Raw genomic sequence first — 15,605 nt, forward strand, 5'->3', positions numbered from 1 at the left:
TCACTATCTGATATAGCATGTGGAAACAATCAATGGAAGCTCGCACATAATAGGAATACAGCGCAATAAAAAGCTCAATTAAGTGTCCGCTATGATTTCCGCTACAGGCGGACGCTTCAATCAAAGAGAATTTCTCGCTAATTTGGCGTCCGCAGTATGAGAGATCTATGTTTATTACATCCACTAGGCAATAATTATTAAACCTAATTTGAAAATGCCGTCTCCAAATAAGTGGAGCATTTACTAGGATAACACTTGCCTCATTCAGCTAGCTATTGGAATAACACCTCCTATTTATAGTCGTCTCAATCCAAGTAAAATTGCCAATTTAATAATTTGGTACTTTTACCAGCAATTTAATTGGTTTCCATAACTGGTTGTTTGCTCTTAGCCATTTACTGGATACCTATACATCGAAATACTACATAAGATTGAATTTAAACAGTAACGCTGATTTGCTAGCAATTTCGGTGGATTGTAGCGGAAGGGCGGCGACTCCTGCGGGATGAGTGAGACAGATGAGACATCACAACGGACGCGAAGCTACGGTGATGGCTCATCGCTCACCCCGCGGAAAGCGTCCGCCCTGCAGCGGAAATCCTAGCGGAAACTAATTGTTGCGCAGTATTCCTATATAGCGTTCTATATAAAAATGACATACCTTATATCGATTGGAAAAATTATCCGTATTTCTAGCTTTTAATAATTTCCTAAAGCACAAAAAAACTGCTCCATAATTCAAATTATGGAACAGCTCTCTTTATGCTATTTTCTTTGTACCCTTCCATAAAATCGATCCGATCATTGTAATAAGTAATACGATCAATCCTAATACAAATGGATATATAATATGCACATCATATAATAATCCGGCTAAAAGTGGTCCTAATACATTTCCGATACTCATATATGCGTTATTCATACCCATTGCAAATCCTTGTTCCTGTCCTGCTAACTTCGATATTAGCGTCGTAAGCACTGGACGTAAAATCGAAGTAGATAGGAAAATAATCATTGTAATAACGAAGAAAAATGCATAGTTAGATACGAAAATCGATAATAAAAAGCCAAAAGCTGCTACACCTAAAAATATTTTCAACACATTTACTTCTCCAAAGCGGCGTACAACCCAGTCAACAGCCGCTAACTGGACAATTACACTGACGATTCCAGTAGCTGTTATCATCCAGGCAATATCTTGTGGAGTAGCACCAAATTCATTGTCCACAAAAAGACCAAGAACGGATTCATACGCCATCAACCCAAAGCTCATCACAAGTGTAATAACAAGTGGGATAAAATAAGGTTTCTTAACCGATTGCACAATCTCTTTCACCATAGGCTCTGGTTTATGTTCAGGCACTACACTATTTTCCGGTTTACTTTCCTTTAGTACGAATAGCGAAAAGATAACTGCTACCACACCTACAATTGCAGATATCAAAAGTGGCATTTTCAAACTAAATTCGGCTAAAAATCCACCAATACCAGGTCCAACAACAATCCCAAGCGACATCGATGCAGAGATAAAACTATTCCCTTTTGCACGTTGATCCATCGTCGTGATATCTGCAACATAAGCAAAAATTGCTGGTACTAGTAACGCTGCACCTATACCACCTATCACACGCGACACATATAAAACACTTACAGAATCAGAAAAATAAAACACGAACATAGATAATGCTAAGCCGCTTAAACCCGCAATAATCATAATTCTTCTTCCATATTTGTCTGCCCATTTACCTGCAATTGGAGACATCACAAGCTGTGCCCCAGCGAATATCGCAATCATAAGTCCTGCCGCCGTTCCACCTTGCCCGATAGACTTCAAATACGCCGGCAAAATAGGAATAATTATTCCAAAACTCCCTATCGCGATAAACATATTTATCATTAAAACAAATAGTTTCTTTCGTTGATCTTTCGTCATTTGTTACCTACTTTCATTCAAAAATAATAGCACACCTGCAAAAGAATACCACGCTACCGAGTACTATACAAGAATGTATTTTTAGTCCACGTAAAAATAAAACTGTTGGGTAACTTGCGGAGGTTTTTGGTGGATTCGCCACGACAAAAAAAGAGTCACTCGTTTAACTAATCGAGCAACTCTCTCTTACTATTCATTCAACTTCTCAAGCGTTTTGGCTGTTCCTTGCATTGGATAAGATTCTGCTAAAGCATCATAACCAACTTTTACTTCATCATATTTTTCTAGCGCTTCTCGTAGACCCATTGTTATCGTAAACCATGTTGCATCTTTTCCATTATCAATTGCCTCTTGTACAGAAAGGTTTTTTGCTTCCTCTGCCGTCAGATCACCCACGACAAGTATACTCGTGTTATTCATATCTACAATAATTCCACTCATATACCCAGTTGGCTTTGATTGGGTTGGATTTTTTTCATAAAACTGCATGATGAAATAAAAGATAGCCCCAATCGCTAAAAGCGTAAGAGCTAACATAATTGCAACAGTAGATCTCCCTTTCACATGAAATCCCCCTTACTTAGAAGCCACTTTACGGAAGCCTTCTTCTAGTAGATACGCTTTTGCTTCTGCATAGGAACCGAAGCTTTCTTCTAAGTTGTAGCCATGATAAATATTCCACATTTCATCCTCTTGTAACAATGTTAACTTCGAGTTTTCTTTGTTTTTCCACACTTCTTCTACTTCTTCCAGGGCAACCTCTTCTTCCTCTGTCGCTAAATAAGCGATTGAATCTTTAATCGTTTGTCTTAATTCATCAGCAGTAGCCTCACGAATGTTCAAAAGTCCTTTGTCATCAGCTTCTTCATATTGCGGAAGATCTCCTACATAGACAAATCCATTCCCATTTGGATGAAGGTGATAAATGACTGTCGTTTTCTCATATAAACTAGCTTCATAATGATAATTCACGCGCTTTAAAGATACTTCTTTTCGAGTGAGTTCCTTAAACTCTTGGATAATTGCTTCTTTTTCTTCAAATGTTAGCATGTGATTCCTCTTTCTTTATCTGTTTCATTTGTATAGTATATCATACTCATTATCCTCTACGCGTCCACCATTCCGCAACGATTATAAAACAAATAACCACAGCTATAGCGACTGCAAAAAACCAATCTGGTAAACTACCCAATTGCCTTATTCCTCCTTGCTAATTTGTCTCACAAATCGACTGAAGTTTTGCGATGTAAATCCTAGGACCTTTTCTGTTGAATAACTCTTCAATAAATACCTAACTAAATTTTGTGTTTTCGATGCATCTTCTAACCCATTTACAAATTCACTTATTCCATCAAAGTCTGAGCCTAATCCTATCAAATGTTGTCCTCCAAGAGAAGTAATATGATCAACATGTTTTACTAAATACGACATATCCACATTTTTTTCAGAATTGTTAATAAACTGTGGATAATAGACAATATGAATTGGTGAATCTCTATCGATTAATGCTTTTAGTTGCTTATCCGTTAAATTTCTATTCGAGTCGCATATCGCTCTAGCATTTGAGTGGCTTGCCATAAGCCATTTTGCTTTTGGAAGTACACTCCAAAATGATTTTTCACTTAAATGGGAAACGTCGATAATAATATTTTGCTCGTTTAATAATATAACTACTTCTTCACCAAATGAAGTCAACCCTGTTCCAGATTCTTCGGCTGCACCGTCTGCTACAGCATTTGCACCATTCCAAGTAAGACCAACTAATTTAACCCCATGAGATAGTAGCAATTTTAGCTTTTCAATATCTCCATTAATCATGTCCAATCCTTCTAGTGATAATACCGCACCGATTTGCCCTTCTTGTAGTTTTTCAAGTTGTTCCCACTTATAAATGGCTACTATATCATCATGCTTTCCAACAATTTCGTTATGGAAAAATTCAATTTGTCTTACTGCCTCCATAAATTGCTTTTCTTTTGGAAATCCTTCAGATACAAACACCGCAAATACTTGTAGAGCTATTTTACCAGCTTCTAATCGCTCTTTATTTGCTTGTAGTAAAGGTGAATCTGTAAAAGAAATTGGTGACTCTGCTTTAGCGAGTTTATATAGCACATCACAATGTAAGTCGTATATTTCCATCTCTTTTTTCCTCCTAAAAAAACCGATACTCTTCGAAAAGAGGTACCGGTTGAGTTTTATAGTAATTCCGCACGAAGTTGTTCGGCGGATTTTGGTGAAAGTAGTCCAAATGGAATATCAAATGCGGTTTTCGCACCACTTTGACCAGTTTGCCCTAAACGATATGCAGCTCTTGCATATGCCACTAGCACACTCGAAGTGAAATTAGGATTGCTTTCAAGTTTCAAGGAAAACTCTATCAATTGTTTTTCTTGACTGCCACTTTCACCACTACGAATTACAAATCCACCATGAGGCATGCCACTGTGGTTTTGTTGTAATTCTTCTTCCGAGATAAAATGCACCGTCGTATCATAATCAGCGAAATAGTTTGGCATAGTGACAATTTGTTTCTCCACAACTTCTTGTTTTGCCCCGTCTTCTAATACAACGAAACATTCTCTTGTATGCTTTTGGCGTGTGGAGAGTGTCGGATGTTCTCCATTGCGAACACGATCTACCGCTTCTTTCACCGGTAATGTATATTGAACCGCATTTTTTACACCCTCGACTCGACGTACTGCATCGGAATGTCCTTGACTTAAGCCATCTCCCCAAAATGTATATGTATTACCTTGTGGAAGTACAACTTCGCCAAGCAATCGATTTAAGGAGAATAAACCCGGATCCCATCCAACCGATATAACACTTATTTTATTAGAAGCTTTTGCAGCTTTATCTACTTTTTCAAAAAACTCTGGGATTAATGCATGTGTATCAAAACTATCTACGGTGTGGAAATCTTGTGCTATTTGTGGCGTTTGTTCAGGTAAGTCTTTCGCAGAACCACCGCATAAAATCATAACATCAATTTTATCTTGAAAATCCTTTGCTTCTTCTACTAAATATACACCAACAGAAGCATCGTTTACTTGAACAGTTGAAGGATCCCGTCTGGTAAATACACCAACTAACTCCATATCAGGATTTTGTTTCACCGCTAACTGGACTCCTCGCCCTAAGTTTCCGTAACCAATAATACCAATTCGAATTTTACTCAACAACTTTTCCCCCATCTCTACAATTTCTCTAGTATTAAAATACATGCATATTACTAAACAGTCAACGAATAATTATTCAGGTGCTTCTCCAGAAAAAGCCAGCCATTCCTCTTTCGATGGACCATACATCCCTGGTACTACAAGCCCTGCTTGACGCATTAACACGGTGATTTGACCCCTGTGATGTGTTTGATGGGAGGTTAAAACGTGTAGAATATTTGCAACTGTCCAAGTTTGACCGTACATATCTTTTTCTTCTAGTAGCGTATCATCTGACCACTGCTCTTTTATCGCTCGAACCATCTCATCGCTAGATTCTCTATATGCCACTGCCATTTCTTTTGCTGTTGTTGGTTTCGGTGCATCATGTGAAGTGGCTTTGAATTGCAATCCTGTTTTCCCGACCATCTCATCGATTGTCACAACGATATGCCAAGCAAGCGTCCCTAGTGTTCTGCCTTCTTCATATACCTTTTGGTTTAATGATTCGTCTGTTAATGTATTTAATATTTTGAGCGTTGATTCAGATTCATGTTTCCAATTCATCAAAAAATCATCTAAAGTTCTAATCATGTAGATTCCTCCAAATTTGTTTATAAGTTATATTTCGATATAATAAAGAAAGATTCCTGCTTACTTGCGAATAGATATTACTGCCTCGTTATGGTAGACTAAAGGACAGACAATAAGAGGACGTGAGCAAATTGATTAAAATCGAATTACCAAAACCAACTGTTACTATTACCCAACGTGAACAAGTACTAAAAGAAGGCGAGATTGAAATTCCATCAATTCATGGATTTATCGACTTCCACCAACTCCCTCGTGATAAAGGTGGCATCTTTATGTTTTATAACAAAAATGATGAGCTATTATTCGTCGGGAAAGCACGTAAAATTAGACAACGTATTAAAAAGCACTTTGAAGACAATGTATCCCCAATGATTAAACACCGTGACGAAGTGTACAAAATCAGTGTATGTATAGTAGAAGAAGCGATGGATCGTGAAATTTACGAAACATATGCTATTAATACACTAAAGTCAAAATACAATATCGACAAAGCATTTTTTAGATAAGTATCTTAATAAAAAACACAAAGAGAAAGTAATCCATTTTCTCTTTGTGTTTTTTGATTGCTCTCTTAGCTTTTACTCCAAGGGTGGTGTCCTAGCCATTTATTTATAGTTTTTATTTCACAGTCTCAAAAATACTCGTACTATGAAGTGGTTGAACACGTGATTTCGGATCGATAAATGTTTTAATATGGCTAATTGCAATTGGTACTTCTCCAAAGCCAACCGCTATTAGTTTCACTTTTCCTTCATGCGTAGATACATCACCTGCGGCATATATTCCTTCTATATTCGTTTCCATTTTTTCGTTTACAACGACTGAATTTTTTTGCATATCCAATCCCCAATTTTTTAATGGACCTAGTGATGCAACATTTCCGTAATTTACAATGACATGGTCAACTGGAATTCGTTGTTCGGATTTATCTTTTCCAACAATCACTACTTCTTGAACTGCTTGCCCGTCTCCTACTAATTCTTTAATACCAAAAGGTGTTTTAACTTGAACTTTAGAATTTAGTAATTGCTGAACAGTCATTTCATGAGCAGTAAATTGTTCTTTCCGATGGCAAATTGTTACGTCTGAAGCAACATCCTCTAACATCAAGGACCAATCAAGCGCTGAGTCCCCTCCACCTAATACGAGCACATTCGAGTCCTTGAAATGATTAATATCTTTCACTTTGTAATGAAGGTTCTTCCCTTCATATTCGGCTGCTCCTGGAACATTTAACTTCCGAGGTTGGAAAGAACCAATACCAGAAGTGAGCAATATTGTTTTCGAATAGTGTACTGCTTTATCTGTTGTTAATGCAAAATAATCCGAAAATTTTTCAAGCGACATTGCCGTTTCTTCCAAACAAATCGTCGGATTGCTATAAGCTGCCTGTTCCTCCAAATTCGCCACTAAATCTTTGGCTAAAATCTTTGGAAGTCCACCAATATCGTATATATATTTATCGGGATAAAGCTCCATCAATTGACCACCTAATTGTGGTAAGCTATCAATTATCTTCACTTTTAAATCGCGTAGTCCTGCATAAAAAGAAGCAAATAACCCTGTTGGACCTCCGCCAATAATAATTACATCATATAATTCCTCATCCATACTTACACCTACCCTACTACTTTTTCAAGATTGATAATAACTCTCAAACCTTAGCCTATCATATATCGTGCCCATCTTACAGAAATCGGTTTCGCATATCTGGAGAAGGTATTGTGCAACTATCTTTTTTCCCAAACCATTTGTATCTATTTTTTGCAATCACCTTATACATACGATCTCTAAACGACTTAGGTATTACCTTGAAGAGATAAAATCCTTTCCACATTCCACTTAAGTGTTTACAAATCGCAAGTGCGGCATCAGAGGATTCGTATACTGTATTATTATCAATTACTATCACACTATCCATCATTTCAGGAATGGAATACTTTTTCTTTAGATTTTCACCCATATCGCTTTGCAGAGCCGCAAAGCGAAAATAACATTGAGGATCTCTTTTGATAATAAATTGAACGCTTGCATCGCAAAAATTACATTCTCCGTCAAACAAAACAATAGCAGTCATACGAAATCCCTCCCTTCTTACAGTATATCAGTTATAACGAGCGAAAGCGCAAGCGCCTGTCTCTGCCCCGACAGGCAAATGGGGATGGGGTAGGTCTGCAAAATGCGCCACATCCTGTGGCAATGCAGACATGACCCGCATCGTGCGGGCCCAGGAGGCAGATCCCCAGCCACCACAAGCGATTTTGTTTGCGACGAGCTATGCGCAGGAGCAACGTTCTTCTGCGACGAGCTATGCGCAGGAGCAAGGCGCTGGAGTCTGGACGGGGAATCACTTGCAGAAAGTTATCCACATGTAATAGGTTTTATAATATGCAAAAGCAAGAAAAAGCCCCAGTACATATGTATACTGAGGCATTGCATTTATTGTTTGTCGGAAGGGGTATCAGAAGAACCGACTTCTTCTAAAATTTCAAAGCTGTTTGAATAATCCCGGAGTCTAGGATCTTCATCTTCTACCGGTTGGTCGGTTGTAGAATTTAATACGGATTCTTCTAGTGAGCGTATTTCCTCATTCACTTCTTGCTGGGCATGCTCAACGCATGTAGTTGCAGTGGGCACAGCCTCCAGCCTTTCCATTGGAATTTCTATTCCACACTCTGTACATACACCATAAGTACCTTCATCTATGGCGGTTAAAGCTTCTTCTATATCGGCTATCTCTTCTTCAGAATGTTTTCGTAATGCTAGCCGGGTGTGCTTATCTGTTAAATCTGACGCATTATCTGCTGGATGATTATCGTAATTAGATAGCTCTGTTGTTTCAAACTCTTCGTCATTCTCTTTGCTTACTTCTAATTCTTCTTTGCGGCTTAATAATGTATGTTTTAATTTCTCGTATTTCGACATATTAATTCCTCCTTGGGGTTATATTAGGATTACCCATATTTCATCGAAATAAAACCATTTTTTTGATATGTTCTACTTCCCTGCTGCGGTTTGACCCTTTATAAACTTTAGAGCATTTTTTCGGATAATATAACCAAAATAGAGCATCCTAATGGACGTATCTCGCTCTGGGTGTGTACCTCTTTCGTTTTATTTCAAATTGTACATATACTGTATTTAATATTCAAATAAGGTATTATAAAAATAAAGGAGTGGTTTATAATGGGAATCCATAAGTTTTTTATGAGCATGAACGATTTAGAAAGAATTATTCGAGCTCCTGGACGCTTTAAATTTGAAGAGCATAACGTTGCCGCACATTCATGGAAGGTTTCCCAATATGCGATGTTCTTTGCTACAATAGAAGAAAATAATGGCGCTACAATCAACTGGAAATCACTATATGAAAAAACGATTAACCATGACTTTGCAGAAATTTTCATCGGCGATATCAAAACTCCAGTGAAGCATGCTTCGCCCGAATTGAAACAAATGCTTTCACATGTGGAAGAAAAAATGATGGAAAACTTCATAAAAAAGGAGATACCTCAGGAATTCCACGCCGTGTTTTTCGACAGAATGAAAGAAGGTAAAGATGAAACAATCGAAGGTAGATTATTAGAGCTTGCAGATAAACTAGACCAAGTATATGAAGCTTTTGCAGAGTTGCAACGTGGAAATACAGATGTAGAGTTTCTTAAAATGTATGAAAATGCTCTTCGAAAAATTTTCAAAATACCATTACCAAAAAGTATCGCCTATTTTAAAGAAGTGATGCTTCAAGATATAATAGCTGAGGAATCTGTTATTGACGTAAAAACGATGACATTAAAAATACTAATGGAAGAAAAATAAATATTTATTTGAAAAATACGATATATCGTATTTTTTAGTGTATACTATTATTGAACTATTACGACAATTGAAAGGAGGAATTTGAATGCCAATCCCTGTAAATCATGCAAAACCTGTACGCACCACTGCTAAGCTCCATGCTTTCAACCAATTACAACAATGGATTATTGATGGTACACTTCAACCGCAAGAAAAATTAAATGATATTGAACTTGCAAAAGCATTGGGTGTTAGTAGAACTCCGATCCGGGAATCATTGCAACTTTTAGAGTCACAAGGCTTCGTATCAATGCAACCGGGAAGAGCTACCCAAGTCACAGCGGTGGAAACGGAGGATATAAATAATCTTCTACCTCCGCTCGCTGTATTGCAAGCGCTTGCAGCAGAGCTCGCCATCCCTAATATAGACGAAGCTACACTTCAACTACTAGAGGAAAAAAATGAGCTATTTGCAGATGCACTCCACACGAAAGAATTCACTACTGCATTAAAAGTAGATGAAGAGTTTCATAAGATTATTGTAGATAGTGCAAATAATCCATACATACTTTCTATGGTAGAAATGCTTCAAGCCCATGTGCGAAGATTATTCTATTATGAAAAGATCATTTTAAGAGAATATTCCATCGAACAGCATGCAGAGATTATTAAACTTCTACGAGAAAAAGATGCACAAAAGCTAGCAGAAACAATGCGTTCAAATTGGAATTATACAATTGAGGAATTTTAAAAAAAATTCATTCCCAATAACGGGAATGAATTTTTTCATTTATACTGTTTTCACTTGTTGGAACCTACCGATTAACCCAGTAATAATCGTAACAATTATAAACGGAATGAGCCAACCAAGACCAACATCATAGAATGGTAAGCTATTCTCATAAAACGATACAATTGGCTTCAACCAGCTATAGTGTTCGATACCTAACGAATCACATAATGCTTTAAAGCCATCAATAACACTTATTAAAAACGTAATGAACATAACACTTACATATACAATTCTCGCATGATTAAACAGCGGAGATAAAAAAGTTAACAAAATAAGTACAATCGCTAAAGGATATAATAACATTAACACTGGAATAGAATACGTAATAATATTCGATAAACCAACGTTTGCAATAATACAAGTAAACACGCTGAAGAAAACTACAAAGGCCTTATAACTAATTTTTGGCATTAGCGTATGAAAATACTCCCCACATGCAGTCGTTAAACCAATACTAGTAGTTAAACATGCTAAGAAGATTACTATAGATAAAAGAACTGCACCAAAAGAACCGAAATAATGCTCTGAAGCACTACTTAACACTGGTCCCCCATTGTCAAATAAGCCAAAAAGTCCAGTACTAGTCGCCCCTAAATAAGCAATACCTGCATAAATGACACCTAAAAAGAAAATCGCAACACCACCAGCTTTCGCTGTTGCTCCAATAATCCCTTTCGTTGAAGTAACACCCATTGATCGAATTGCATTGATTACAATGATACCAAATACTAATGAAGCCAGTGCATCCATTGTATTGTAGCCTTCTGTAAATCCAGTCATAAATGCTTTGTCCACATAACTTCCCTGAGGTTCCTCAAATCCACCCATTGGTTTTAAGACAACAAATATTAATAAAATAAATAAACCAATGATTATTCCAGGAGACAAATATTTCCCTACGTTGTCCACAATTTTAGATGGATTTAGCGAGAATAACATCGTAACCCCAAAGAAGAATATCGTGAAGATAAGTAATCCAATTTGTACATATTCTGTCGCTATAAAAGGTTGAATCCCTATTTCATAAGAAACTGCCCCGGTTCTTGGAAGTGCAAATAACGGTCCGATTGTTAAGTACAATAAAGAAGTAAATATTACTGCAAAAATCGGATGTACTCTGCTTGATAACTCTTGTAAATTTTTACTTCCTGAAAAGCCCATTGCAAGTGTACCTAGGAAAGGTAATCCTATTCCAGTTGCTAAAAAACCAAGAACTGCTGGCCATAGGTTAGTACCAGCGTTTTGTCCTAAACTTGCTGGAAATATTAAGTTGCCTGCTCCAAAAAACAATGCAAATAACATTACCCCGATAAAAAGGTAATTGGAAAATGAAATTTTCGTGTCCATTCTTTCTTCCTCCTGTGATATAAGAAATAATCATTTTTTGTTGTTTGTAATATGTTCTCTTAGATGAATGCTATGCAAATGATTTTCCTACACCACTGCTGTATGCAATATATCAGACTTGATAATACTATGGATTAAGTCAGAATGCAATATATTAATCTAAATTAACCGAACATTAATTTTATTGGAATAATATTCATCTCTTCTTTAAAAACAGAAATGACCTTTAAGTGCATCTCGTCTTTCGAAGATTACAAAGAAAAATTGTTTGTACAATATAGAGATAGTGCGTCTTAGCAAGTTGAATAAAGTGTCCGCAATGATTTTCGCTACAGGGCGGACGATTTCCGTGGGGTGAGCGATGAACCTTCACCGACGCTACGCGTACGCTGTGAAGTTTCATCTGTCTCACTCATCCCACTGGAGTCGCCGCCCTTCCGCGAAAATCAATGGATCATGCTGACTAATTAGTTTCTCGCTTTATAAACCAAAAGTTTTATTAGAATCGAAGAGGGAAATCCAATATTAGTAAGTATCTCGTAAAAATGATCCAGTATAGCTAAGAGCAACCAACTTATGTACGGAAGTAATCATTTCCCAGATCAAAGAGTTTACTTAATAGGAAGTGACCATTAATTTGTAAAATGCACGTATTAATAAGTAATAAATTACATATCGGAGGTTATTTCCACTGTTTAATAAGCATTTTTTTCATATAGCGATAGCTGCCACTTTGGCTTCGTGCAGCTTTTCTAATTATTTCTTATTGATTTGTAATTAGCTAGCATATTTCGTTGATTGAAGCGGAAGGCGGCGACTCCAGCGGGAACAGCACGAGCTGAAAGCCCCGCAGGAACGCAGTGACGAGGAGATTGAAGCCGTGCCCGCGGAAAGCGTCCGCCTGAAGCGAAAATCCAGCGGTCACTTCTTGTTTCACATTATCCCTAAACAGCAACATATCTTCTACTTTATAGTTTCCTAAAGTAGAAAGAAGCTAACACTCTAAGATAAGTTCTTAAAGTGTTAGCTTCTATTTTAAAACTATTTTTCTTCTGGAAAAAGGACGTCCTTTAGTTCGTCATCTGAGGAGTTATCTGTAAGCTTCACTCTAGCTCGATAAGCTGCACGAGTAATTAGATGTCCTGAAACAGGTGCTGTTAAAAACACAAAAATAATTCCGAGAAGTAATCGCACACTTATAAAGCCTTCATGCACCCAAAAGTAGATAAATGCACCTGTAAGGGATAATAATACGGCTAAAGTTGAACTTTTCGTTGCTGCATGAGATCTCGTATATACGTCTGGTAACCGGATTATTCCCAAAGCACTAATCACACTCATGATACTACCAAGCAGTATAAGCAAAGCAGCTCCTAACTCAATTGTCTGATTTACGTTCAACGATGACCCCCCTTTCCACATACTTCGAAATGGCGATCGTACTGATGAAAGCAAGTATTCCTAAAATTAGAATCGCTTCTAAAAAAGCTTTTGTTTTTAACACTATCGAAATAACTGCAATCATTGATATTAGATTAACGCCAATCATATCTAATGCAACAGCACGGTCCGGCATGGAAGGGCCTTTAATAATTCTTATTAATGCAATTACGATAGTAATAGCAAATAAGGTAAGGGCTGTATAAAGTATCTTTTCTACCATTAGCGCGTCACCTCCATAATTGCTTTCTCAAACTTTGTAATAGATCGTAAGACATCTGCCTTGGATTGTTCTATATCCATTGCATGAATATAAAACATGTCCCCGTCAGGATTCACTTCCATTACAACTGATCCAGGCGTTAAAGTAAGTAACATTGCAAGCGTTGTTATTTCCCAATCTCCTCGTAGTTCTGTTTTATACGTGAAAATACCTGGTTTGATCTTTAACTTCGGACTTAAAATTTGCTTAATTATCAACAAACTTGAAGCTGCTAACTCCGAAATGAATATAAAGATAAGCTTAATAAGCGAGTATAATCTTCTTAAGTAAAATTGCGTATGGAAAAAACGATGCATTAAGAAGATAATAACAATTCCAACGATGAATCCACCGAAAAAGGTTGTGATTTTTAGTTCATCTTCATCCTGCAGCAACATCCATAGAAAAGCGATAAATAAATTAAATAAAAACTGTGCCGGCACTTTTTAACACCTCTCCCATTACTTATTTCCACCTAATACTGCTTCAATATAAACAGAAGGGTTGAATAGCGTATGTGCTGCATCACTTACATATCCCGATATAAATTCTGCTCCAAGTCCAAGGGAAACCGTACCAATGGCAAGCAACACAATAGAGATAATCATTCCTTTTTTTAATGGCACTTCATCTTCTACACTAATAATTGTCTCTCCAAAGATGGAACTTAAGAAAATACGAAGAAGTGAATATAACACTACAATGCTTGATAGAAACGCAAGTGCTAGCAAGATGTAAGAACCCGACTCTATTGCACCTTGTCCTACTAAAACTTTCCCAACAAACCCGCTAAGTGGTGGTATACCTGCAAGCGAACAAGTCACAACAAACACCATCCAACCGAATAACGGATAATTTCGTATTAGTCCACTTATTTCATTTATTTTCGTCTTTCCAGTTAAAGCAATCATCGTACCAGCTATTAAGAATAGCATCGCTTTCGCAACCATGTCGTGAATTACATAATAGATAGAACCTTCTAATGATGCTTGCGTGGCAACCGCTAACCCTACTAATATAAATCCAACCGCTATGACTACATTATAAGACGCGATTAAACGAACATCTTTATAAGCAATTGCACCTATACATCCTAAAACTAACGTCACTCCCGCCATAATTCCGATTAATGTATGTGTAATCGAAGGTTCATGATAGAAAATGAGTGTGAATGTGCGAAATAGGGCATAAATACCAACCTTTGTTAATAACGCACCAAACAATGCAGCAATCGCCGTTGGAGGTACGCTATAAGATCCAGGCAGCCAAAAGAACAACAACAAACCAGCTTTTAAACTAAAAACGATTAAAAATATTATACTAATTGTTGTGAGCAATGGCCCCTGTCCTACTTCTGCTACTCTCTCTGACAAATGAGCCATATTTAACGTACCTAACGCGCCGTACAAATAAGCGAGTGCAACTAAGAAAAACCACGAAGAAAGAATATTAATAACAACATACTTAATCGATTCTCTAAGCTGCGCTTTCTTTCCTCCTAATGTTACTAACACGTAAGAAGCAAGAAGCATCACTTCGAAACAGACGAATAGGTTAAACATATCACCCGTTAGAAAAGAGCCATTTACACCAGCAATTAAAAATAAAACAAATGGATAAAAGTACATTTTCTCATGACTTTCTCCAATGGAAGAAAAAGCATAAATAAGACAAATTGCAGTTACAATATTAGCCGTTAAAACAAATAACATTGCAAACGAATCTGCCACAAAGAGAATACCAAACGGGGGTTCCCAGCCGCCAAAGTCTAATCGGAGGATTCCCTCAGTTTGTATTTTGTTTAAAATATATAAACTAATCCCGGCCATACCGAGCATCGTCACTAAACTAATCACACGCTGTGTTTTGACATATGGTCGAAGGAATACGAGTATAACCCCAACCATGATTGGGATTATTAAAGGTAATACAATAATATTATTCATCATTTGTACCTCTCAATGCATCTAGATCATCCGTTCCGATATCTTGATATGCGCGGTACGCTAATACAAGTATGAAAGCCGTTACTGCAAAACTAATAACGATTGCCGTTAATATTAATGCTTGTGGCAACGCATCGGTATAGGGGGCATCTGCTTCCGTTAACAATGGGACGTTTCCTGTTTTCAAACCGCCCAACGTTAAGATGAGCAAATGAACCGCATGAGAAAGTACCGCAGTCCCTAAAATTACCCGAATAATATTTCGTGAGAGGATTAGATACGTAGCAACGGCAACTAATATTCCGATTAGTAGTATAATTAACGTTTCCAT

The 15,605-nt window shown here is 37.2% G+C and carries 18 protein-coding genes; 3 read left to right on the forward strand and 15 right to left on the reverse strand.

Features of this window, described 5'->3' with window-relative positions; translation table 11 throughout:
• Positions 1 to 760: 760 nt before the first annotated feature.
• The 6 genes from BMZ04_RS14325 to BMZ04_RS14350 form a co-directional block, all read right to left on the reverse strand.
• Positions 761 to 1,933 carry an MFS transporter gene (locus tag BMZ04_RS14325; RefSeq protein ID WP_093272196.1) on the reverse strand — a complete coding sequence of 391 codons (1,173 nt, stop codon included), beginning with the start codon at positions 1,931 to 1,933 and terminating at the stop codon, positions 761 to 763.
• Between the two features lie 189 nt (positions 1,934 to 2,122).
• Positions 2,123 to 2,497, reverse strand: coding sequence for a DUF3221 domain-containing protein (locus BMZ04_RS14330; RefSeq protein ID WP_093272201.1), 375 nt, complete (start codon positions 2,495 to 2,497; stop codon positions 2,123 to 2,125).
• A 12-nt stretch (positions 2,498 to 2,509) separates the two neighbouring features.
• Positions 2,510 to 2,983, reverse strand: a complete 474-nt coding sequence (locus BMZ04_RS14335; protein ID WP_093272207.1) for a hypothetical protein — start codon at positions 2,981 to 2,983, stop codon at positions 2,510 to 2,512.
• A 147-nt stretch (positions 2,984 to 3,130) separates the two neighbouring features.
• On the reverse strand, positions 3,131 to 4,075 hold the full coding sequence (locus BMZ04_RS14340; protein ID WP_093272212.1) for a dipeptidase: 945 nt from the start codon (positions 4,073 to 4,075) through the stop codon (positions 3,131 to 3,133).
• A 56-nt stretch (positions 4,076 to 4,131) separates the two neighbouring features.
• Complete coding sequence (locus BMZ04_RS14345; protein ID WP_093272215.1) at positions 4,132 to 5,115, reverse strand: diaminopimelate dehydrogenase; 984 nt, start codon at positions 5,113 to 5,115, stop codon at positions 4,132 to 4,134.
• A 72-nt stretch (positions 5,116 to 5,187) separates the two neighbouring features.
• Entirely contained in the window at positions 5,188 to 5,688 is a 501-nt protein-coding gene (locus BMZ04_RS14350) for a DinB family protein (RefSeq protein ID WP_093272220.1), read from the reverse strand.
• Positions 5,689 to 5,819: 131 nt separating this feature from the next.
• On the opposite strand from BMZ04_RS14350, the gene BMZ04_RS14355 reads away from it, so the two are divergent.
• Entirely contained in the window at positions 5,820 to 6,194 is a 375-nt protein-coding gene (locus BMZ04_RS14355; RefSeq protein ID WP_093272223.1) for a nucleotide excision repair endonuclease, read from the forward strand.
• Between the two features lie 112 nt (positions 6,195 to 6,306).
• On the opposite strand, the gene BMZ04_RS14360 is transcribed toward BMZ04_RS14355, so the two are convergent.
• The 3 genes from BMZ04_RS14360 to BMZ04_RS14370 all read right to left on the reverse strand — a co-directional run bounded on the left by BMZ04_RS14360 (position 6,307) and on the right by BMZ04_RS14370 (position 8,613).
• The gene (locus tag BMZ04_RS14360; protein ID WP_093272225.1) at positions 6,307 to 7,299 is read right to left on the reverse strand and encodes an NAD(P)/FAD-dependent oxidoreductase; all 993 of its coding nucleotides are present in this window, start codon (positions 7,297 to 7,299) and stop codon (positions 6,307 to 6,309) included.
• A gap of 76 nt (positions 7,300 to 7,375) precedes the next feature.
• Complete coding sequence (locus BMZ04_RS14365) at positions 7,376 to 7,765, reverse strand: thiol-disulfide oxidoreductase DCC family protein (RefSeq protein ID WP_093272228.1); 390 nt, start codon at positions 7,763 to 7,765, stop codon at positions 7,376 to 7,378.
• Between the two features lie 362 nt (positions 7,766 to 8,127).
• Positions 8,128 to 8,613: a TraR/DksA C4-type zinc finger protein gene (locus BMZ04_RS14370; RefSeq protein ID WP_093272232.1), complete on the reverse strand. Its 486-nt coding sequence runs from the start codon at positions 8,611 to 8,613 to the stop codon at positions 8,128 to 8,130.
• A 261-nt stretch (positions 8,614 to 8,874) separates the two neighbouring features.
• Between BMZ04_RS14370 and BMZ04_RS14375 the strand changes: the two genes are divergently transcribed.
• Both BMZ04_RS14375 and BMZ04_RS14380 read left to right on the forward strand, forming a co-directional pair.
• Complete coding sequence (locus BMZ04_RS14375) at positions 8,875 to 9,507, forward strand: YfbR-like 5'-deoxynucleotidase (protein WP_093272237.1); 633 nt, start codon at positions 8,875 to 8,877, stop codon at positions 9,505 to 9,507.
• A gap of 85 nt (positions 9,508 to 9,592) precedes the next feature.
• The gene (locus tag BMZ04_RS14380) at positions 9,593 to 10,237 is read left to right on the forward strand and encodes a GntR family transcriptional regulator (protein WP_093272241.1); all 645 of its coding nucleotides are present in this window, start codon (positions 9,593 to 9,595) and stop codon (positions 10,235 to 10,237) included.
• Between the two features lie 39 nt (positions 10,238 to 10,276).
• On the opposite strand, the gene brnQ is transcribed toward BMZ04_RS14380, so the two are convergent.
• From brnQ to BMZ04_RS14410, 6 genes are all read right to left on the reverse strand, one after another.
• Positions 10,277 to 11,626, reverse strand: coding sequence for a branched-chain amino acid transport system II carrier protein (gene brnQ, locus BMZ04_RS14385; RefSeq protein ID WP_093272244.1), 1,350 nt, complete (start codon positions 11,624 to 11,626; stop codon positions 10,277 to 10,279).
• A gap of 1,041 nt (positions 11,627 to 12,667) precedes the next feature.
• Positions 12,668 to 13,027 carry a Na+/H+ antiporter subunit G gene (locus tag BMZ04_RS14390; protein ID WP_255367930.1) on the reverse strand — a complete coding sequence of 120 codons (360 nt, stop codon included), beginning with the start codon at positions 13,025 to 13,027 and terminating at the stop codon, positions 12,668 to 12,670.
• Positions 13,005 to 13,289: a Na(+)/H(+) antiporter subunit F1 gene (locus BMZ04_RS14395; protein ID WP_093272252.1), complete on the reverse strand. Its 285-nt coding sequence runs from the start codon at positions 13,287 to 13,289 to the stop codon at positions 13,005 to 13,007. Before BMZ04_RS14395 ends, BMZ04_RS14390 begins: the two co-directional genes overlap by 23 nt.
• The gene (locus BMZ04_RS14400; protein ID WP_093272257.1) at positions 13,289 to 13,771 is read right to left on the reverse strand and encodes a Na+/H+ antiporter subunit E; all 483 of its coding nucleotides are present in this window, start codon (positions 13,769 to 13,771) and stop codon (positions 13,289 to 13,291) included. The genes BMZ04_RS14395 and BMZ04_RS14400 overlap by 1 nt, the downstream gene beginning before the upstream one ends.
• An 18-nt stretch (positions 13,772 to 13,789) precedes the next feature.
• Positions 13,790 to 15,274 carry a Na+/H+ antiporter subunit D gene (locus tag BMZ04_RS14405; protein ID WP_093272261.1) on the reverse strand — a complete coding sequence of 495 codons (1,485 nt, stop codon included), beginning with the start codon at positions 15,272 to 15,274 and terminating at the stop codon, positions 13,790 to 13,792.
• A complete protein-coding gene (locus tag BMZ04_RS14410; RefSeq protein ID WP_093272266.1) occupies positions 15,267 to 15,605 on the reverse strand; it encodes a Na(+)/H(+) antiporter subunit C in 339 nt (112 codons plus the stop codon). Before BMZ04_RS14410 ends, BMZ04_RS14405 begins: the two co-directional genes overlap by 8 nt.

The organism is Psychrobacillus sp. OK032, assembly GCF_900111345.1.
GTDB lineage: Bacteria > Bacillota > Bacilli > Bacillales_A > Planococcaceae > Psychrobacillus.

Excerpts from the sequence above, each read along its gene's own strand:
- BMZ04_RS14325 (WP_093272196.1), bottom strand. The coding sequence starts at position 1,933 with ATGACGAAAGATCAACGAAAGAAACTATTTGTTTTAATGATAAATATG.
- BMZ04_RS14410 (WP_093272266.1), bottom strand. The coding sequence starts at position 15,605 with ATGGAAACGTTAATTATACTACTAATCGGAATATTAGTTGCCGTTGCT.
- BMZ04_RS14340 (WP_093272212.1), bottom strand. The coding sequence starts at position 4,075 with ATGGAAATATACGACTTACATTGTGATGTGCTATATAAACTCGCTAAA.
- BMZ04_RS14365 (WP_093272228.1), bottom strand. The coding sequence starts at position 7,765 with ATGACTGCTATTGTTTTGTTTGACGGAGAATGTAATTTTTGCGATGCA.
- BMZ04_RS14380 (WP_093272241.1), top strand. The coding sequence starts at position 9,593 with ATGCCAATCCCTGTAAATCATGCAAAACCTGTACGCACCACTGCTAAG.
- BMZ04_RS14335 (WP_093272207.1), bottom strand. The coding sequence starts at position 2,983 with ATGCTAACATTTGAAGAAAAAGAAGCAATTATCCAAGAGTTTAAGGAA.
- BMZ04_RS14405 (WP_093272261.1), bottom strand. The coding sequence starts at position 15,274 with ATGAATAATATTATTGTATTACCTTTAATAATCCCAATCATGGTTGGG.
- BMZ04_RS14375 (WP_093272237.1), top strand. The coding sequence starts at position 8,875 with ATGGGAATCCATAAGTTTTTTATGAGCATGAACGATTTAGAAAGAATT.
- BMZ04_RS14360 (WP_093272225.1), bottom strand. The coding sequence starts at position 7,299 with ATGGATGAGGAATTATATGATGTAATTATTATTGGCGGAGGTCCAACA.
- BMZ04_RS14350 (WP_093272220.1), bottom strand. The coding sequence starts at position 5,688 with ATGATTAGAACTTTAGATGATTTTTTGATGAATTGGAAACATGAATCT.
- brnQ (WP_093272244.1), bottom strand. The coding sequence starts at position 11,626 with ATGGACACGAAAATTTCATTTTCCAATTACCTTTTTATCGGGGTAATG.
- BMZ04_RS14370 (WP_093272232.1), bottom strand. The coding sequence starts at position 8,613 with ATGTCGAAATACGAGAAATTAAAACATACATTATTAAGCCGCAAAGAA.
- BMZ04_RS14395 (WP_093272252.1), bottom strand. The coding sequence starts at position 13,289 with ATGGTAGAAAAGATACTTTATACAGCCCTTACCTTATTTGCTATTACT.